The organism is Streptomyces sp. NPDC005648, from assembly GCF_040605395.1.
In the GTDB taxonomy this organism is placed as follows: Bacteria; Actinomycetota; Actinomycetes; order Streptomycetales; family Streptomycetaceae; genus Streptomyces.
In genome coordinates this window covers 44,464-60,420 of the sequence record NZ_JBEXCS010000029.1, presented here as the reverse complement: position 1 = coordinate 60,420, position 15,957 = coordinate 44,464, and the positions used below count along the sequence as shown (strand labels likewise).

The following is a 15,957-nucleotide window of genomic DNA, read 5'->3' as shown; positions in this document are numbered from 1 at the left end:
GGCGTCAGAAGTTTTTACCAGGTAAAGTTCGTTCACTTGTGCGGGGGCATGGGTCCCCCGCGAGGAGGGACTTACACGTGGGCAGATACGCCCTGTCGCGCCGTCGGCTGGCGGTCGCGATCTCCTCGGTGGCACTGACGGTGGCGGGCGGCGCCGTGCTGCCGACGGCGGCCGCGGCGGCTCCAGCCGTCCCGTGGACCTCGGCCACCGCCATCACCGGCACCGACGTCTCCACCATGGTCAAGGATCTTGTCACCACGCCCGACGGGTCGGTCGTCGCGGTGTGGAACCAGTTCGCGGCCGAGGGCAGCAACCAGCGCAAGCTGTACGCCGCCGTCCGGCCGGCCGGCGGCGACGCCTGGGGGACGCCGGCCCTGCTCACCACCACCCCGGACGAGGGCGGCGCCGTGACGCTGCACGCCTCGGCGGACGGCACTGTGACGGCGCTGTGGACGGAGTATCCGGACGAGACCTCGCCCGGCGCCGGACCCTTCGACAGCCGTGTGGTCACCTCGGTGCTCGCGGCCGACCACTCGGCCTGGTCCGCGCCCGTCGAACTGGTCGGCACCGACGCGGCCTGGGGCGACGGCGGCGTCGACCTCGCCGAGGCCCCCGACGGAACGCTGACCGCGGCGTGGAGCGTGCGCTCGCCGGACTCCTCCGTGCCGTGGGAGATCTACGCCGCCACCCGCGACGCCGCGACCGGCGACTGGTCGGCGGCCGCGAAGGTCAGCGACACGGTCGCGGACGGCGCCGACTCGGCCCACTCGCCGAGCGTCGCCGTCACCTCCGACGGCACCACCGTCATCGTCTGGAAGCAGACCGACGGCCCCTCCGCGTCGGTCCGTACGGCTTCCCGCGCGGCCGGCTCCGCCACGTGGAGCGCTCCGGCCGCCGCGAGCCCGGTCTTCCAGTCCATCAGCGACCCCGAGGTCACCGCCGCGGACGACGGCACCGCGACCGTCGCCTTCGAGGCCACCGACGAGTCCGAGGACGGGACCATCCGCACCGCCGGCCGCGCCGCCGACGGCGCCTGGTCCGCTCCGGAGACGGTCACCCCCACCGACGGCCTCGCCGGGACCCCCGAACCGCTCATCGCCCCCGACGGCGACGTGACCCTCGTCTGGGTCGACTACACCACGACCTACGGCACCCGCACCGCCACCCGCGACGCAGCCACCGGCACCTGGTCGGCCGTGCAGACCCTGTCGACCTCGTACGTCCCCGAGGCCTGGGACACCGCCATCGCCGACGACGGCACGGTGCACGCCCTGTGGCCGCAGGAGGTCGCCGGAAAGCGGGGACTGGTGGAGTCGGTGCGCAGCGACGGCCAGTGGACCGCGCCCGCCCTGCTGCCGGGCTCCTCGGCCGCCTACGTCCTCGGTCAGGTCAGTGTCGGCGAGGACGGCAGCGCGAGCGCCGTCTGGTCCGGCGCCACCAGTTCCGCCGCCAACTGGCAACTGTTCGGCAGCCGTACCGCCTGGCCCGCGCTCGCCGTCGGCTCCGCGGACGTCCCGGCGAGCGCCCCGCTCAAGGGCACCACCTCCGCGAGCAGCGCCTGGGCGCCCACCTGGACCCTCAGCCGGCCCACCTCGTCCTGGTCGCTCGCCCTCACCGACACGGCCGGGCGGACAGTGCGCACGCTGACCGGATCGACCGCCGACCTGAAGGTCGCCGCGAGCTGGAACGGCCGTACGGCATCCGGGAGTTACGCCCCCAACGGCCCTCTGACCTGGACACTGAGCGCCACCCAGGAGGGCGCGGCCACGGCCGTGAAGCTGGCCTCCGGGAAGGTCACCGTCACCGGGGGTGCCGCCGTCGGCCATGACTTCGGCGGTACCTCGGCCGGTCCGGACGGGGCCGGCGACCTGCTCACCCTCAACTCCTCCGGCGGGCTGACCTATCAACTCGGCACCCGCACCGGCACGTTCTCCGGCAGGGTCACCGGCACCGGCTGGGCCACCACCACCAGGTTCGTCCCGTTCGGCGACCTCAGCGGCGACCGCTGCAACGACGTCCTGGTCCGCCCGAGCAGCGGAGCCCTGCGCCTGTACAAGCCCGGCTGCTCCTCGGCCCTCAAGCCGTCGACGTCGTACACGACCCTCGGCAGCAGCGGCTGGAACCAGTACGACGTGCTGACCTCACCGGGCGATCTGACCGGCGACGGACGGCCCGACCTGGTCGCGCGCAACTCCTCCACCGGCGCGGTCTACCTCTACAAGGGCACCGGCGCGGGCAGGCTGTCGGCCCGGGTGAGCCTGTACGCCAACTGGAAGGGCTACAAGAAGATCGTCGGCGTCGGCGACATCACCGGCGACGGCATCGGCGATCTGCTGGCCCAGGACGGTTCCAACAACCTCTACCGCTACGACGGGACGGGCAAGGGCACCTTCAAGTCCCGTGTGAAGCTGTTCGGTTCATGGGGCGGGTCCTACAACGCGGTGGTCGGCGTCGGCGACATCACCGGCGACGGGAAGGCGGACCTGGTCGCACGGGACACCTCGGGGAACCTCTACCGCAACTCGGGTGACGGGAAGGGGTCGTTCGGGGCCCGAGTGCGGATCGCGACGGGCTGGAAGTCGTACAAGTCCCTCTCCTGATATGACGGTTGGGGCTCGACTTCAGCGGTGACGGTTATCGGGACGCGGTTCTGCCCTGAACAACCGCAAGGCGCGCGGGAGGGCTCAAAGAGCGGCTGAAACAGTCGTCGAGTTCGAGCCGTTTTCGAGGAAGGCCCCGTGGAGGGCTTGCTGCACTCGCTCAGTCGGTTCCACGGCGGCGGGGGCCGGGGCGTCCGCGGCGAGCCCCAGCGCCTGCCGTGCCGTGCGGACGTGCGCGAGCCCGTCGCGTGCCATCCGCGTCACCCGCTCGTACTCCGCCGCCGTACGGGCCTCGGCGAGGAGGGCGCGGGCGGTGCGGTGGCACTCCGCGGCCCGGGTCAGCGCCTGCCCGGCCTCCTCGCCCGCGCTCACCCAGGCGGTGGCGCCGGGCGGGATGAGGCCGGCGCCGAGCCGGATCAGCCACCGGTTGGCCTCGGCCTCCGCGTCCAGCTGGGAGGTGGCCTCGGGCTCCCCGGCCCGCCGCAGGGCTACGGCCGCCACGACCGCCCCCGTGATCAGCAGCGCCGACAGCGCGATCGCCCAACCCATGGCCTCCTCCTCACCGGCGGCCCGGAGGGCGGCCTCCACCTGCTCTGTCATCCCCTACGTCCGCCATGAGACGACAGGCTTCTGTGCTCCTCCCTCGGGATTCCTGTGTGCCCCCGGTGAGGTTTCCAAGCGGTGAGGCGGGAACCGGCGACTCAGCCGTCGTGCGTCGCGTCCGGCGTGATCCCGAGCGTCAGGTGCGCCTGGACCCCGTGTGCCACATGCCGACGGTCGTACCGGAGGTGGAGCAGACCCCCCTCGTGACCGTTGCCGGGGTAGATGGTGTCCTCGTCGAGGGTGGTGCGGGTGGTGGTGTTACTGGCGTACGGCTCCACCTCCGCCGACGCCAGCACCGACCTCTCGTCGAAGAACAGCTGCCCGGTGTGGCAGGTGTGGCCGCCCTCGTAGCCCGCGTCGGTCCAGGTGCCGTCCACATGGACCTTCACATGGATGTGCACACAGCGGCCCCGGTACCAGCCGGGGAAGACGGTACGGAAGCCGACGTACCCCTGCCGGTCCGTGCGCCAGGTGCCGCGCAGGTAGCGCTTGTCGTCGGTCGGCTCCTGATGGCCGCCGCCACCGCCCGGCGGGGGACCGGTGGGGATGTCGGTGGGGGTGCCCGAGGGCGGGGCGCCGGTCGGGGCGGGCCCTCCGCCGCCGCTGCTCATCTCCTCGTACCCGGAGTAGATGCCCGAGGCGTTGCAGTGCCAGATGTCCACGGCCGCGTTCCGCACCGGCCGGCAGGTCTCCGCGTCGATCACCTTCAGGCGCAGGGCGAGCGGGATGCCCTCCTGGTCCTCGGTGACGTTCTGGCGGATCTTGTCGGCGTCGATGTAGTACGGGCCCTCGACCAGCTCGGAGGTGAGCGTGTAGCAGGCGTCGCCCTCCTGGTCGGAGGCCTCCGCGCCCGCCGTGAAGGCCCCGCCCACGCCGATGGCGGTCACGGCCACCCCGCCGGCCGCGAGGACCGTACGGCGCGCCAACTTCCTTCTCTCTTCGGGTGTCTGAGTGTCTGTCATGGCCAGCGACCGTAGGCGTGGGACACCTGGCAAAAACATCGGAAAGAGCTGTGAATCAAGGGACCAAGACGAAAGGGCTCGAAACCGACGCCGGTTTCGAGCCCTTCGGTTCCGCTTGGGTTACTTCGGCTGCGGCTTGCGCACCGTCAGGTGGAGCTCCTTCAGCCGCGCCTCCTCCAGCTCCGTCGGCGCGCCCATCATCAGGTCCTGGGCGTTGCCGTTGAGCGGGAAGGCGATGGTCTCGCGGATGTTGGGCTCGTCCGCGAGGAGCATGACGATGCGGTCGACGCCGGGGGCGATGCCGCCGTGCGGCGGGGCGCCGAAGCGGAAGGCGCGCAGCATGCCGGCGAACTTGTCCTCGACGGTGTCGGGGTCGTAGCCCGCGATCTCGAAGGCCTTCAGCATGATCTCGGGCTCGTGGTTGCGGATCGCGCCCGAGGACAGCTCGACACCGTTGCAGACGATGTCGTACTGCCAGCCCAGGATGTCCAGCGGGTCCTGGGTCTCCAGAGCCTCCAGGCCGCCCTGCGGCATGGAGAACGGGTTGTGCGAGAAGTCGATCGCGCCGGTCTCCTCGTCCTTCTCGTACATCGGGAAGTCGACGATCCAGCAGAAGCGGAAGACGCCCTCCTCGAAGTGCCCGGCACGCTTGGCGGCCTCGACCCGCACCGCGCCCATGACCTTCGAGACCTCGTCGAACTCGCCCGCGCCGAAGAACACGGCGTGACCGGCGGCCAGCTGGAGCCGCTTGGTCAGCTCGGCGACGTTCTCCTCGGTGAGGAACTTGGCGATCGGGCCGGTGAGGGAGCCGTCCTCGGCCACCCGCACCCAGGCCAGGCCCTTGGCGCCCAGCGAGACGGCGAAGTCACCGAGCTGGTCGAAGAACTTGCGGGGCTGGTCCTGGACCGCCGGCACCGGCAGCGCGCGCACGTGCTTGCCCGCGAACGCCTTGAACTCCGAGCCCTCGAAGACGTCGGTGATGTCGACGAGCTCCAGCTGGGCGCGCAGGTCCGGCTTGTCGGAGCCGTACTTGAGCATCGCCTCGCGGAAGGGGATGCGGGGGAACGGCGAGGTGACGTGGCGGCCGCCGCCGAACTCCTCGAACAGCTCGGTCATCAGCTGCTCGATCGGCCGGAAGACGTCCTCCTGCTCGACGAAGCTCATCTCGACGTCGAGCTGGTAGAACTCGCCCGGCGAGCGGTCCGCGCGGGCGTCCTCGTCACGGAAGCAGGGCGCGATCTGGAAGTAACGGTCGAAGCCGGAGATCATCAGCAGCTGCTTGAACTGCTGCGGCGCCTGGGGCAGTGCGTAGAACTTGCCCGGGTTGAGGCGCGAGGGGACCACGAAGTCGCGGGCACCCTCGGGGGAGGTCGCCGACAGGATCGGGGTCGCCATCTCGTTGAAGCCGAGCGCCGTCATCTTGTGACGGATCGCCGAGATGACCGCCGTACGCAGCATGATGTTCCTGTGCATGCGCTCGCGGCGCAGGTCCAGGAAGCGGTACTCCAGGCGCCGCTCCTCGTTGACCCCGTCCTCGGTGTTGATCGTGAAGGGGAGCTGGGCGGCGGCGCCGAGCAGCTCGACCTCGCCGACCTCGACCTCGATCTCGCCGGTCGGCAGGTCGGGGTTCACGTTCTCGGTTCCACGTGAAACAACCTTGCCGTCCACCCGGACCGTCGACTCCTTGGAGACCTTGTCGAGGGCCTCGTAGGCGGGGGTGCCCGGGCGGGCGACCAGCTGGGTGATGCCGTAGTGGTCGCGCAGATCGATGAAGAGGATGCCGCCCAGGTCGCGCCGATTGTGCAGCCAGCCGCTCAGCCGGACGTCGGTGCCGACGTCAGAGGCGCGGAGCTCGCCGCAGGTGTGGGACCTGTACCGATGCATCGTCGTTCATCGTCCTTCGTGGTGGGGTCTTGTCTGCCGGGGTGCCGCCCCGGCACGAACGGGCACACGGCCCGGACCCCCCAAGGGTACCGGCCGACCCGAGATCGCCTCTCCACCATTGAGGCGGCCGGCGGAGGTGGCCACTGAACCAATGACGGTGGCCATTGAACGCAAGTTTGCGCGGTGAGCGTGACCGAGGGCACTCTTCGACCGTTCGGTGGCATTCCTCGATCACCTCTCCATAAAGTGGGGCAATGCGCACTGGCGAGCCCCTCCCGCCCGTGGGGGACGTACTGGCCGCCCTCGCGACCGGTCTGTGGCACTGGGACACCGCCACCGAGCTGGTCACGGTCGACGCCGAGGCGGCCCGGCTGCTCGGCCTGCCCGAGGCGCGGCAGACCACCCTCACCGAGGCACAGGCCCGTTCCCGGCTGCATCCCGTCGACTGGAACGAGATCATCAGCGTGGTCGGTCTCGCCGTCGCCGAGAAGACGCTCGCCGAGGTGCGGATCCGCATCATGGACGAGCACGGCCGGGTGATCCGGGTCGTCCGCTCCCGTTCCAAGCCGACCTTCGACCGCGAGAACCGCTCCTTCCAGCTGATCGGCACCCTCCAGGAGGTCACCGAGCCGACCCCGGGGACCCCCGCCGGGCGCAGCGCCGTCACCGGCGACTGGCGGCGCTCCCGGGAGGCCTTCCTGCTGGACGCGGGCCGCGCGCTGGCCGAGGCCCGGTCGACCGAGGAAGTGCTGCGGGTCGCCTCCGGCCTGTCGATGCCGGGCTTCACCCCGGACGGCCTCGCGGTCTTCGGCGTGGAGGGCGACCGGGTGACGATCACCGGTCTGCACGGCTACCAGCCCGGCGACGGCGACCCCTTCTCCGCCATGCCCCTGGACACGGACTACCCGGCCGCCGAGGTCATCCGCACCGGCCGCGCGGTCTACCTCTCCACCCCGCACGACTACAAGACCCGCTACCCCGTCATGTGGCAGCTGGTCGAGAGCTTCGGCCGCGAGTCCTGGGCGTTCCTCCCGCTCATCGTCGCGGGCCGCACCATGGGCGCCTGGATGGCGTCCTTCGCCTACCCGGTCGCCTTCACCCCGGACGAGCGCTCGGTCCTGACCACCGTCGCCCGTATGCTCGCCCAGGCCCTCACCCGGGCCGGCGCCGCCGAGACCGAGCGCGCCCTCACCGACGGCCTCCAGCGCTCCATGCTGCCGACGCTCGGCCCCGAGATACCGGGTATGAAGGTCGCCGCACGCTATGTCCCGACCGGCGGCGGCCTCCAGGTCGGCGGTGACTGGTACGACATGATCCCGCTGCCCACCGGCCGCATAGCCCTCGTCATCGGCGACGTCCAGGGCCATGACGTGCGCGCCGCCGGTCTCATGGGCCAGCTGCGGATCGCCCTGCGCGCCTACGCCTCCGAGGGCCACCGCCCCGACGCGGTCCTCTCCCGCGCCTCCCGCTTCCTGCACGGCATGACGGAGGCCGACCCCGAATCCCCCGACCTGCGCTTCGCGACCTGTCTGTACGTCGAGGCCGACCCCACCACCGGGGTGCTGGACATCGCCCGCGCCGGTCATCCGGACCCGGCGATCCGCATGGCCGACGGGACCGTGCTGTCCCGCCCCACGGCCGGCGGCCTCCCGCTCGGCATCGACCCGGACGCCGACTACCCGACCACCCGTATCACCCTCGAACCGGGCGAGACGATGCTGATCTGCACCGACGGCCTCATCGAGACCGGCGGGCACGACCTGGACAGCGGCTGGCAGCGGCTGCGTTCGATCCTGGAGGACCACAAGGGCGATCTCGAGGAGCTGGCCGACGCCCTGGTCCAGGGCGTCCACGGCCCGTCCTCCCACCACACCACGGGACCGCTCGCCGACCGCCGCGAGGACGACATAGCGGTCCTCCTCCTGTGCCGCCCGGGAGAGGGCTGCGGCTGCGGCGACATCCTGACCGAGCCGCCCGCGGTCCGCCGCACCATGCTCTCGGTGGCCCAGGCCGAACCGGAACGGGTCGCGGTCGCCCGCCAGCAGCTGCGGGAACTCCTCCACGACTGGCCCTCCCAGGACCAGATCGACTCGGCGGTCCTCCTGCTCTCCGAGACGCTCACGAACGTCCTGGTGCACACGGACGCGGACGCGGTGCTCCTCGCCGAGGTCCGCGGCGAGCCCGGCAGCCGCCGTATGCGCGTCGAGGTCACCGACACCAGCGACGACCTGCCCCACAAACGCCGGCCCGGCGAGCTGGCCTCCTCCGGCCGGGGACTGGTCCTCATCGAACTCCTCGCCCAGGCATGGGGCGTCGACCCACGGGGCGAGGGCAAGAGCATCTGGTTCGAGCTCTACGAGGCCGAGGGCGCCGACGTCTCGTAGCGCACCCGCGGCTCGTGCAGCACACCGAAGGCGCGGTGAGCGGAGAGATGGCCGCGACGACCCCGGCGACCAGGAGGACGACGGGGCACCCAGGCGTCAACACCCGGCGCCCATCGACACCTTCGAGTGACGGCCGGGTGAGTGACGACTTCGCCGACCGCGGCGCCTGCACCATGTGTGCTCTGGCCGGTCCGCACCGCAGGCGAGGAGCACCATGGGCAAGTCCGCACCCCGGGAGAACGGGGCCGAGCAGGCCGCGTTCACCCCGCGCATGATGCGCGAGTACAGCGCGGGACTGGCGGAGTCGGCGCGGCTGCAGGCGCAGGGCGAGGCCGACGCCATGGCCATCCGGGCCGAGGGCGAGGCCAGGGCCCGCCGGACGCGGGCCGACGCCGACGCGGACGCCACCCGCGCGATGCAGGGGGTGCACCGGGCCGCCGCTCCCACGTCGAGTCTCTCCGTCCGCAGCGGCCCCCTCGCGGTCCTGTTCAAGGGGCCCACCGTCGCCCTCGTGGCCGCGGCCGTGCTGGGCGTGACGGGTCTGGTGGCCTACGAGGCCCTGGGGTCGGGGGCGGGGACGCGGGACACGGGCGGCGGCAATCCGTCCTCCGGCCGGGCCGGGTCGGCCGCCTCCGCCGATGTGTCCACCGGGTCCTCCGGGGCGTCCTCCCCGTCGGTCGCGGCGGTCCCGCCGGACCAGGGCGCCACGACGCCGGCCGCCGCCCAGGTGCGGGAGCAGCGCAAGGTCGTGATGTCGATCGGGAGCAACACGGACCTGGACTTCCGGGACAGCCTTCCGGACATCAGCCTCAACGCCCCGGACTCCGGTGACAAGTTCGCCCTGAGGGGATACAGCGGCAGCGAGATCGCCGATGTCACCGGAGAGGCGACCGCCGCGAGCTGCGCGGCGGCCACCGACTACGGATTCGTCATCACGGACCGGAACATCCGCCGAGGGCTGACCGCGTGCGTGCTGACCAACGAGAACCGGGTGGCGGCGATCCGCGTCCTCGGCTGGCAGAAGAACACCTCCGGCCTGTCCTCGGTCACCCTGTCCGTGACGACCTGGGAGAAGACCGAGGACACGGCCTGAGGGCCCGCCGCTTCCACGATCGCGCCGCTCGCGCGGCCCGCTCGGGTCCTACAGCCCGCCCTCGGACATCCCGTGCACCGCGGGGATGGTCCCCAGACGGCCCTTCTGGAAGTCCTCGAACGCCTGCTGCAGTTCCTCGCGGGTGTTCATGACGAAGGGGCCGTAGTGGGCCATGGGCTCACGGATCGGCTGCCCGCCCAGCAGGACGACCTCCAGGTCCGGTGTGCGGGAGTCCTGCTGTTCGTCCGCGCGGACCGTCAGGGAGCCACCGGCGCCGAAGACGGCCGTCTGGCCGACGTGGATCGGGCGGCGGTCCGTGCCGACCGAACCCCGACCTGCCAGGACGTACGCCAGACCGTTGAAGTCCTCCCGCCAGGGGAGGGTGATCTCGGCGCCCGGCGCGAGCGTCGCGTGGATCATCGTGATCGGGGTGTGGGTGATGCCGGGCCCCTGGTGGCCGTCCAGCTCACCGGCGATGACGCGGAGCAGCGCGCCGCCGTCCGGGGTGGTCAGCAGCTGGACGTTGCCGCCGCGGATGTCCTGGTAGCGCGGCGCCATCATCTTGTCCCTGGCCGGGAGGTTCACCCACAGCTGCAGACCGTGGAAGAGACCGCCGGACATGACCAGCGACTCCGGCGGCGCCTCGATGTGCAGCAGGCCCGAGCCGGCGGTCATCCACTGGGTGTCGCCGTTGGTGATCGTGCCGCCGCCACCCTGGCTGTCCTGGTGGTCGAAGATGCCGTCGATGATGTAGGTGACGGTCTCGAAGCCGCGGTGCGGATGCCAGGGAGTGCCCTTCGGCTCGCCCGGCGCGTACTCCACCTCGCCCATCTGATCCATCATGATGAACGGGTCGAGGTGCTTGTAGTTGATCCCGGCGAACGCACGGCGCACCGGGAAGCCCTCGCCCTCGAAACCGCTGGGCGCGGTCGTGACGGCGAGCACGGGACGTGCCACGGCCTCGGCCGACGCGGTCACACGCGGCAGGGTCAGCGGGTTCTCGACTGTCACAGCGGGCATGTCGGTACCTCCTTGTGCGGCCAGTTTAGTTGAGCGTTGAACTTTCTGCTACCCCACAACAGAAGAAGCCCGGAGGGCATTCCCTCCGGGCTCCCGGCGACGACCACGCGTCAGCCGTACATTCTGCGCATGGCGAACTCGACCATCTGTTCGACCGCCTTCGCGTCGAAGACCATCCGGTGCTCGCCCTCCATGTCCAGCACGAATCCGTATCCGGTCGGAAGGAGGTCGATGACCTCCGCGCCCGTGATCACGAAGTACTTGGACTCCTTGCCCGCGTACCGGCGCAGCTCCTTGAGGGAGGTGAACATCGGGATCACGGGCTGCTGGGTGTTGTGGAGGGCGAGGAAGCCCGGGTTGTCGCCGCGCGGGCAGTAGACCTTCGACGTGGCGAAGACCTGCTGGAAGTCCTCCGCCGACATCTGCCCGGTGGTGAAGGCGCGCACCGCGTCCGCGAGGGACGGCGGGGACGGCTCGGGGTACAGCGGCGGCTGCTGGCCGTAGCCGCCGGGCATCTGCTGCTGCGGCGGGACGTTGCCGTACTGCTGCTGGGCGGCGCCCCCGTCCATGGGCTGGCCGTATCCGTACATGCCCCACAGACTACTGACCCCCGGGCGAGGGTTCGGTCACAGATGGGCGGATCGGGGTTGCTTCTTATTACCCACGGGTAGCATCATCGTAGCTACTTGTTGGTATGTGAACTGAAAGCAGCGCGAGGATCCACACCCAGTGCCTCGCCGATCTCTCTCAACGGAGCCGTCGCCATGGGGCACTACAAGTCGAATCTCCGCGACATCGAGTTCAACCTGTTCGAAGTCCTCGGGCGGGACAAGGTGTACGGCGCCGGTCCGTTCGAGGAGATGGACACCGAGACCGCGAAGAGCATCCTCGAGGAGCTGACGCGCCTCGCGGAGAACGAGCTGGCGGAGTCCTTCGCGGACGCCGACCGCAACCCGCCGGTCTTCGACCCGGAGACCAACACCGCCCCGGTGCCCGCGTCCTTCAAGAAGAGCTACAAGGCCTTCATGGACTCCGAGTACTGGCGCCTCGGCCTGCCCGAGGAGATCGGTGGCACCACCTCTCCGCGCTCGCTGATCTGGGCCTACGCGGAACTGCTGCTGGGCGCCAACCCGGCCGTGTGGATGTACGCCTCCGGCCCGGCGTTCGCCGGCATCCTCTACGACGAGGGCAATGACGTACAGAAGCACATCGCGAAGCTCGCCGTGGAGAAGACCTGGGGGTCGACCATGGTGCTCACCGAGCCCGACGCGGGCTCGGACGTCGGCGCCGGCCGGACCAAGGCCGTGCGGCAGGAGGACGGCTCCTGGCACATCGAGGGCGTGAAGCGGTTCATCACGTCCGGTGAGCACGACATGGAGGAGAACATCCTCCACTACGTCCTCGCCCGCCCCGAGGGCGCCGGTCCCGGCACCAAGGGCCTGTCCCTCTTCCTCGTCCCGAAGTACCTCTTCGACTTCGAGACCGGCGAGCTGGGCGAGCGCAACGGCGTGTACGCGACGAACGTCGAGCACAAGATGGGCCTCAAGGCCTCCAACACCTGCGAGATGACCTTCGGCGACCAGCACCCCGCCAAGGGCTGGCTGATCGGCGACAAGCACGACGGCATCCGGCAGATGTTCCGGATCATCGAGTTCGCGCGGATGATGGTCGGCACGAAGGCGATCTCGACGCTCTCGACCGGCTACCTGAACGCGCTGGAGTACGCCAAGGAGCGCGTCCAGGGCACCGACCTGGCGAACTTCATGGACAAGACCGCGCCCAAGGTCACCATCACCCACCACCCGGACGTGCGCCGCTCGCTGATGACGCAGAAGGCGTACGCGGAGGGCATGCGGGCGCTGGTCATGTACACCGCCTCCATCCAGGACGAGATCCAGGTCAAGGAGGCGGCCGGCGAGGACGCCAAGGCCGAGCACGCGCTCAACGACCTGCTCCTGCCGATCGTCAAGGGCTACGGCTCCGAGAAGGGCTACGAGCAGCTCGCCCAGTCGCTGCAGACCTTCGGCGGCTCCGGGTTCCTCCAGGAGTACCCGATCGAGCAGTACATCCGCGACGCCAAGATCGACACCCTCTACGAGGGCACCACCGCGATCCAGGGCCAGGACTTCTTCTTCCGGAAGATCGTCCGCAACCAGGGCGCCGCGCTGAACTCCCTGGCCGAGGACATCAAGAAGTTCCTGGCGCTGGGCACGGGCGGCGAGGAGCTGGCGGGTGCGCGTGAGCACCTCGCGAAGGCGGCCGTCGAGCTGGAGGCGATCGTCGGCCTGATGCTGACCGACCTCGCGGCCACCGAGCAGGACACCAAGAACATCTACAAGGTCGGCCTGAACACCACCCGTCTGCTGCTGGCCTCCGGTGACGTGGTCGTCGGATACCTGCTGCTCAAGGGTGCCGCGATCGCCGCGGAGAAGCTGGAGACCGCGTCCGCCAAGGCTGTGCCCTCCAAAGACGTGGCGTTCTACACCGGCAAGATCGCGGCGGCGAAGTTCTTCGCGGCCAACGTCCTGCCGGGCGTCACGGGCGCCCGCAAGCTGGCCGAGAACGTCGAGCTGGACCTGATGGAGCTGGACGAGGCCGCGTTCTAGTCCGCCCGGATCTGGGTAGCCAAAACTCCACATCGCCCTCACGAGGGCCTGCTCCCTGTACGCGGAGCGGGCCCTCGTACGTCGTTAAGGTGAACCCCATGAGCGAACCCCCCCGCTTCGACCGCGGCCACACCGACGACCTCATGTCCTTCCTGACGGCGAGCCCGTCGCCGTACCACGCGGTGGCGAGTGCCGCCGAGCGGCTGGAGAAGGCAGGGTTCAGGCAGGTCGCGGAGACGGACGCCTGGGACGGGACGGCCGGCGGCAAGTACGTGCTGCGCGGCGGCGCGATCGTGGCCTGGTACGTCCCCGAGGGCGCGGCGCCCCACACGCCGTTCCGTATCGTCGGCGCGCACACCGACTCCCCGAACCTGCGGGTCAAGCCCCTGCCGGACACCGGGGCGCACGGCTGGCGCCAGGTCGCCGTGGAGATCTACGGCGGCCCGCTGCTGAACTCCTGGCTGGACCGGGACCTGGGGCTGGCCGGGCGGCTGACCCTGCGGGACGGCTCGACACGGCTGGTGAACGTGGACCGGCCGCTGCTGCGCGTCCCCCAGCTCGCCATCCACCTGGACCGTTCGGTGTCGGCGGAGGGGCTCAAGCTGGACAAGCAGCGGCATCTGACGCCGGTGTGGGGCCTGGGCAACGACGTGCGGGACGGTGACCTCATCGCCTTCCTGGAGGAGACGGCGGGGCTGGGCGCCGGCGAGGTGACCGGCTGGGACCTGATGACGCACTCGGTGGAGCCGCCGGCCTATCTGGGCCGTGACAAGGAGCTGCTCGCCGGGCCGCGCATGGACAACCTGCTCTCCGTGCACTCCGGAGTGGCCGCGCTGGCCGCGGTCTCCGGTGGCGGCGACCTGCCCTGCATCCCCGTGCTCGCCGCCTTCGACCACGAGGAGAACGGCTCCCAGTCGGACACGGGTGCGGACGGGCCGCTGCTCGGGAGTGTGCTGGAGCGGTCGGTGTTCGCGCGCGGCGGCTCCTTCGAGGACCGGGCGAGAGCCTTCGCGGGCACGGTGTGCCTGTCGTCGGACACGGGTCACGCCGTGCACCCCAACTACGCGGAGCGGCACGACCCCACGCACCACCCGCGGGCCAACGGCGGCCCCATCCTCAAGGTCAACGTCAACAACCGCTACGCCACGGACGGTTCGGGCCGGGCGGTGTTCGCCGCCGCCTGCGAGAAGGCGGACATCCCGTTCCAGAACTTCGTCTCCAACAACTCCATGCCCTGCGGGACCACGATCGGCCCGATCACCGCGGCACGGCACGGCATCAGGACCGTCGACATCGGCGTCGCGATCCTCTCGATGCACAGCGCGCGTGAACTGTGCGGCGCCGACGACCCGCACATGCTGGCGAACGCGCTGGTGGCGTTCCTGGAGGGGTAGGTTCCGCCGAGGGGCAGGTTCCGTCAGCCGCCCTGCGGGTACCCGGAGTTGACCGGCCGGCCGGAGTGGCCGGACGACCGGACCCGACAGGGAGGCGACACGCATGGGCCTCGGCGGATGCATCATCCTCATCGCCGTGGGAGCCATTCTCACGTTCGCGACCGACTGGCACATGAACGGGGTCAACCTCGACCTCGTCGGAATCATCCTCATGATCGTCGGACTGATCGGCGTCAGCACGTTCAGCGGTATCGCCCGCCGGCGGCGCGTGGTGGTGCCGCCGACGACGCCGATCATCGACGAGGAGTCCCGTCACCACCGGCGTGACGGCTACGGCGACGGCTACGGCATCTGATCGTCCAGGCCGACCAGGAGGCCGCGATGCGTCCCCGCAGGTCGGCGAGGGTGTACTGCCGGTCGCCGGTGTGCGGCCGGCCACCCTCGCCGACCAGTCATGGATCAAGAGTGCCAGCCGCCACTGACAACCGCCGCGGCGCCCGCGGCCGGCCTCAGCCCTGGCGGATCACGTCCGTGCCGGGGCCGCCGGAGAGGGTGTCGCGGCCCGGGCCGCCGTACAGCTTGTCGTTCCCGCTGTTGCCGTAGAGCTTGTCGTTGCCGCTGTTGCCGTACAGGATGTCGTTGCCCTTGCCGCCGTACAGGGTGTCGTCGTAGGTCCCGCCGGTGATGGTGTCGTTGCCGTCGTCGCCGGAGAGGTACTGGGCGCCGGAGCCGCCGTGCAGCGTGTCGTTGCCGGTGCCGCCCTGGACGATGTTGTCGCCGCCGCTCGCGGTGATGGTGTCGCTGCCGGCCTCGCCCCAGGCCAGGCCCTCCGCGCCCACAGTGATGGTGTCGTTGCCGGTGCCGCCGGAGACGTAGGCGCCGTCGAGGCGGCCCGAGTCGGTGGACCGGTCGTTGCCGGCGCCCAGGGAGATCTCGGCGTAGGTGTAGATCTGGTCGGTGGCGTTGGTGTAGGCGAGGGTGTCGTTGCCGTCGCCGAGGTCGGTGATCAGACCGGGGTAGGGGTCCTGGGTGTCCACGAAGGTGATCGTGCAGGAGACCTTGGTGTGGTCCGAAGCACTGGGGTAGGCGCAGTCGCGGCCCGCGGTGATCGGGACGACGTCGTCGACCAGGTAGGTGATGCCGGTCTTGTCCGCGGTGAGCGAGGCGGTGACGGTGGCCTTGTTGGTCTGTCCCGCGGCGGCCTTGTAGGTGAGCTGCCAGTCACCGGCGTTGACCGCGGCACTGGCCGAGGGCGTCGCCGCGCCGGCGGCGCCGGCCAGGCCGAACGGGACGGCGAGGGCCGCACCGAGGACGAGCGTCGCCGCCGAGACGGTACGTATGACCCGGCGGCGGACGGGACGAGAGAGCATGGTGGGACCTCCGAGAGGAAAGTGCGGCGCTGTACGCCCTG

Annotated in this window: 12 protein-coding genes; 6 read left to right on the top strand and 6 right to left on the bottom strand. The window is 70.6% G+C overall.

The genetic code is table 11. The features are described 5' to 3' along the window. Positions 1–77 precede the first annotated feature (77 nt). The gene (locus ABZT17_RS18900; RefSeq protein ID WP_356350265.1) at positions 78–2,600 is read left to right on the top strand and encodes an FG-GAP-like repeat-containing protein; all 2,523 of its coding nucleotides are present in this window, start codon (positions 78–80) and stop codon (positions 2,598–2,600) included. A gap of 84 nt (positions 2,601–2,684) precedes the next feature. Here the strand turns inward: ABZT17_RS18900 and ABZT17_RS18895 are convergent, their stop codons facing one another. The 3 genes from ABZT17_RS18895 to aspS form a co-directional block, all read right to left on the bottom strand. After that, complete coding sequence (locus ABZT17_RS18895) at positions 2,685–3,200, bottom strand: hypothetical protein (protein WP_356350263.1); 516 nt, start codon at positions 3,198–3,200, stop codon at positions 2,685–2,687. Positions 3,201–3,301: 101 nt separating this feature from the next. Continuing rightward, on the bottom strand, positions 3,302–4,165 hold the full coding sequence (locus ABZT17_RS18890; protein WP_356350261.1) for an intradiol ring-cleavage dioxygenase: 864 nt from the start codon (positions 4,163–4,165) through the stop codon (positions 3,302–3,304). Between the two features lie 120 nt (positions 4,166–4,285). Then, on the bottom strand, positions 4,286–6,049 hold the full coding sequence (gene aspS / locus ABZT17_RS18885) for an aspartate--tRNA ligase (RefSeq protein ID WP_356350258.1): 1,764 nt from the start codon (positions 6,047–6,049) through the stop codon (positions 4,286–4,288). A gap of 254 nt (positions 6,050–6,303) precedes the next feature. On the opposite strand from aspS, the gene ABZT17_RS18880 reads away from it, so the two are divergent. After that, the gene (locus ABZT17_RS18880) at positions 6,304–8,433 is read left to right on the top strand and encodes a SpoIIE family protein phosphatase (protein ID WP_356350256.1); all 2,130 of its coding nucleotides are present in this window, start codon (positions 6,304–6,306) and stop codon (positions 8,431–8,433) included. Positions 8,434–8,647: 214 nt separating this feature from the next. Then, entirely contained in the window at positions 8,648–9,526 is an 879-nt protein-coding gene (locus ABZT17_RS18875; protein WP_356350253.1) for a hypothetical protein, read from the top strand. Positions 9,527–9,574: 48 nt separating this feature from the next. On the opposite strand, the gene ABZT17_RS18870 is transcribed toward ABZT17_RS18875, so the two are convergent. After that, complete coding sequence (locus tag ABZT17_RS18870; protein WP_356350251.1) at positions 9,575–10,546, bottom strand: pirin family protein; 972 nt, start codon at positions 10,544–10,546, stop codon at positions 9,575–9,577. Positions 10,547–10,656: 110 nt separating this feature from the next. After that, positions 10,657–11,136: an SseB family protein gene (locus ABZT17_RS18865; protein ID WP_356350249.1), complete on the bottom strand. Its 480-nt coding sequence runs from the start codon at positions 11,134–11,136 to the stop codon at positions 10,657–10,659. Between the two features lie 174 nt (positions 11,137–11,310). Here ABZT17_RS18865 and ABZT17_RS18860 point away from each other — a divergent pair, with 174 nt between their 5' ends. The 3 genes from ABZT17_RS18860 to ABZT17_RS18850 all read left to right on the top strand — a co-directional run bounded on the left by ABZT17_RS18860 (position 11,311) and on the right by ABZT17_RS18850 (position 14,901). Next, positions 11,311–13,152: an acyl-CoA dehydrogenase gene (locus ABZT17_RS18860; RefSeq protein WP_356350247.1), complete on the top strand. Its 1,842-nt coding sequence runs from the start codon at positions 11,311–11,313 to the stop codon at positions 13,150–13,152. Positions 13,153–13,250: 98 nt separating this feature from the next. After that, on the top strand, positions 13,251–14,546 hold the full coding sequence (locus tag ABZT17_RS18855; RefSeq protein ID WP_356350245.1) for a M18 family aminopeptidase: 1,296 nt from the start codon (positions 13,251–13,253) through the stop codon (positions 14,544–14,546). A gap of 103 nt (positions 14,547–14,649) precedes the next feature. Further along, positions 14,650–14,901, top strand: a complete 252-nt coding sequence (locus tag ABZT17_RS18850; protein WP_356350242.1) for a DUF6458 family protein — start codon at positions 14,650–14,652, stop codon at positions 14,899–14,901. A gap of 154 nt (positions 14,902–15,055) precedes the next feature. On the opposite strand, the gene ABZT17_RS18845 is transcribed toward ABZT17_RS18850, so the two are convergent. After that, positions 15,056–15,916 carry a calcium-binding protein gene (locus ABZT17_RS18845; RefSeq protein ID WP_356350240.1) on the bottom strand — a complete coding sequence of 287 codons (861 nt, stop codon included), beginning with the start codon at positions 15,914–15,916 and terminating at the stop codon, positions 15,056–15,058. Between the last annotated feature and the right edge of the window lie 41 nt (positions 15,917–15,957).

Excerpts from the sequence above, each read along its gene's own strand:
- ABZT17_RS18845 (WP_356350240.1), bottom strand. The coding sequence starts at position 15,916 with ATGCTCTCTCGTCCCGTCCGCCGCCGGGTCATACGTACCGTCTCGGCG.
- aspS (WP_356350258.1), bottom strand. The coding sequence starts at position 6,049 with ATGCATCGGTACAGGTCCCACACCTGCGGCGAGCTCCGCGCCTCTGAC.
- ABZT17_RS18850 (WP_356350242.1), top strand. The coding sequence starts at position 14,650 with ATGGGCCTCGGCGGATGCATCATCCTCATCGCCGTGGGAGCCATTCTC.
- ABZT17_RS18875 (WP_356350253.1), top strand. The coding sequence starts at position 8,648 with ATGGGCAAGTCCGCACCCCGGGAGAACGGGGCCGAGCAGGCCGCGTTC.
- ABZT17_RS18865 (WP_356350249.1), bottom strand. The coding sequence starts at position 11,136 with ATGTACGGATACGGCCAGCCCATGGACGGGGGCGCCGCCCAGCAGCAG.
- ABZT17_RS18880 (WP_356350256.1), top strand. The coding sequence starts at position 6,304 with ATGCGCACTGGCGAGCCCCTCCCGCCCGTGGGGGACGTACTGGCCGCC.
- ABZT17_RS18890 (WP_356350261.1), bottom strand. The coding sequence starts at position 4,165 with ATGACAGACACTCAGACACCCGAAGAGAGAAGGAAGTTGGCGCGCCGT.
- ABZT17_RS18895 (WP_356350263.1), bottom strand. The coding sequence starts at position 3,200 with ATGACAGAGCAGGTGGAGGCCGCCCTCCGGGCCGCCGGTGAGGAGGAG.
- ABZT17_RS18855 (WP_356350245.1), top strand. The coding sequence starts at position 13,251 with ATGAGCGAACCCCCCCGCTTCGACCGCGGCCACACCGACGACCTCATG.
- ABZT17_RS18860 (WP_356350247.1), top strand. The coding sequence starts at position 11,311 with ATGGGGCACTACAAGTCGAATCTCCGCGACATCGAGTTCAACCTGTTC.
- ABZT17_RS18870 (WP_356350251.1), bottom strand. The coding sequence starts at position 10,546 with ATGCCCGCTGTGACAGTCGAGAACCCGCTGACCCTGCCGCGTGTGACC.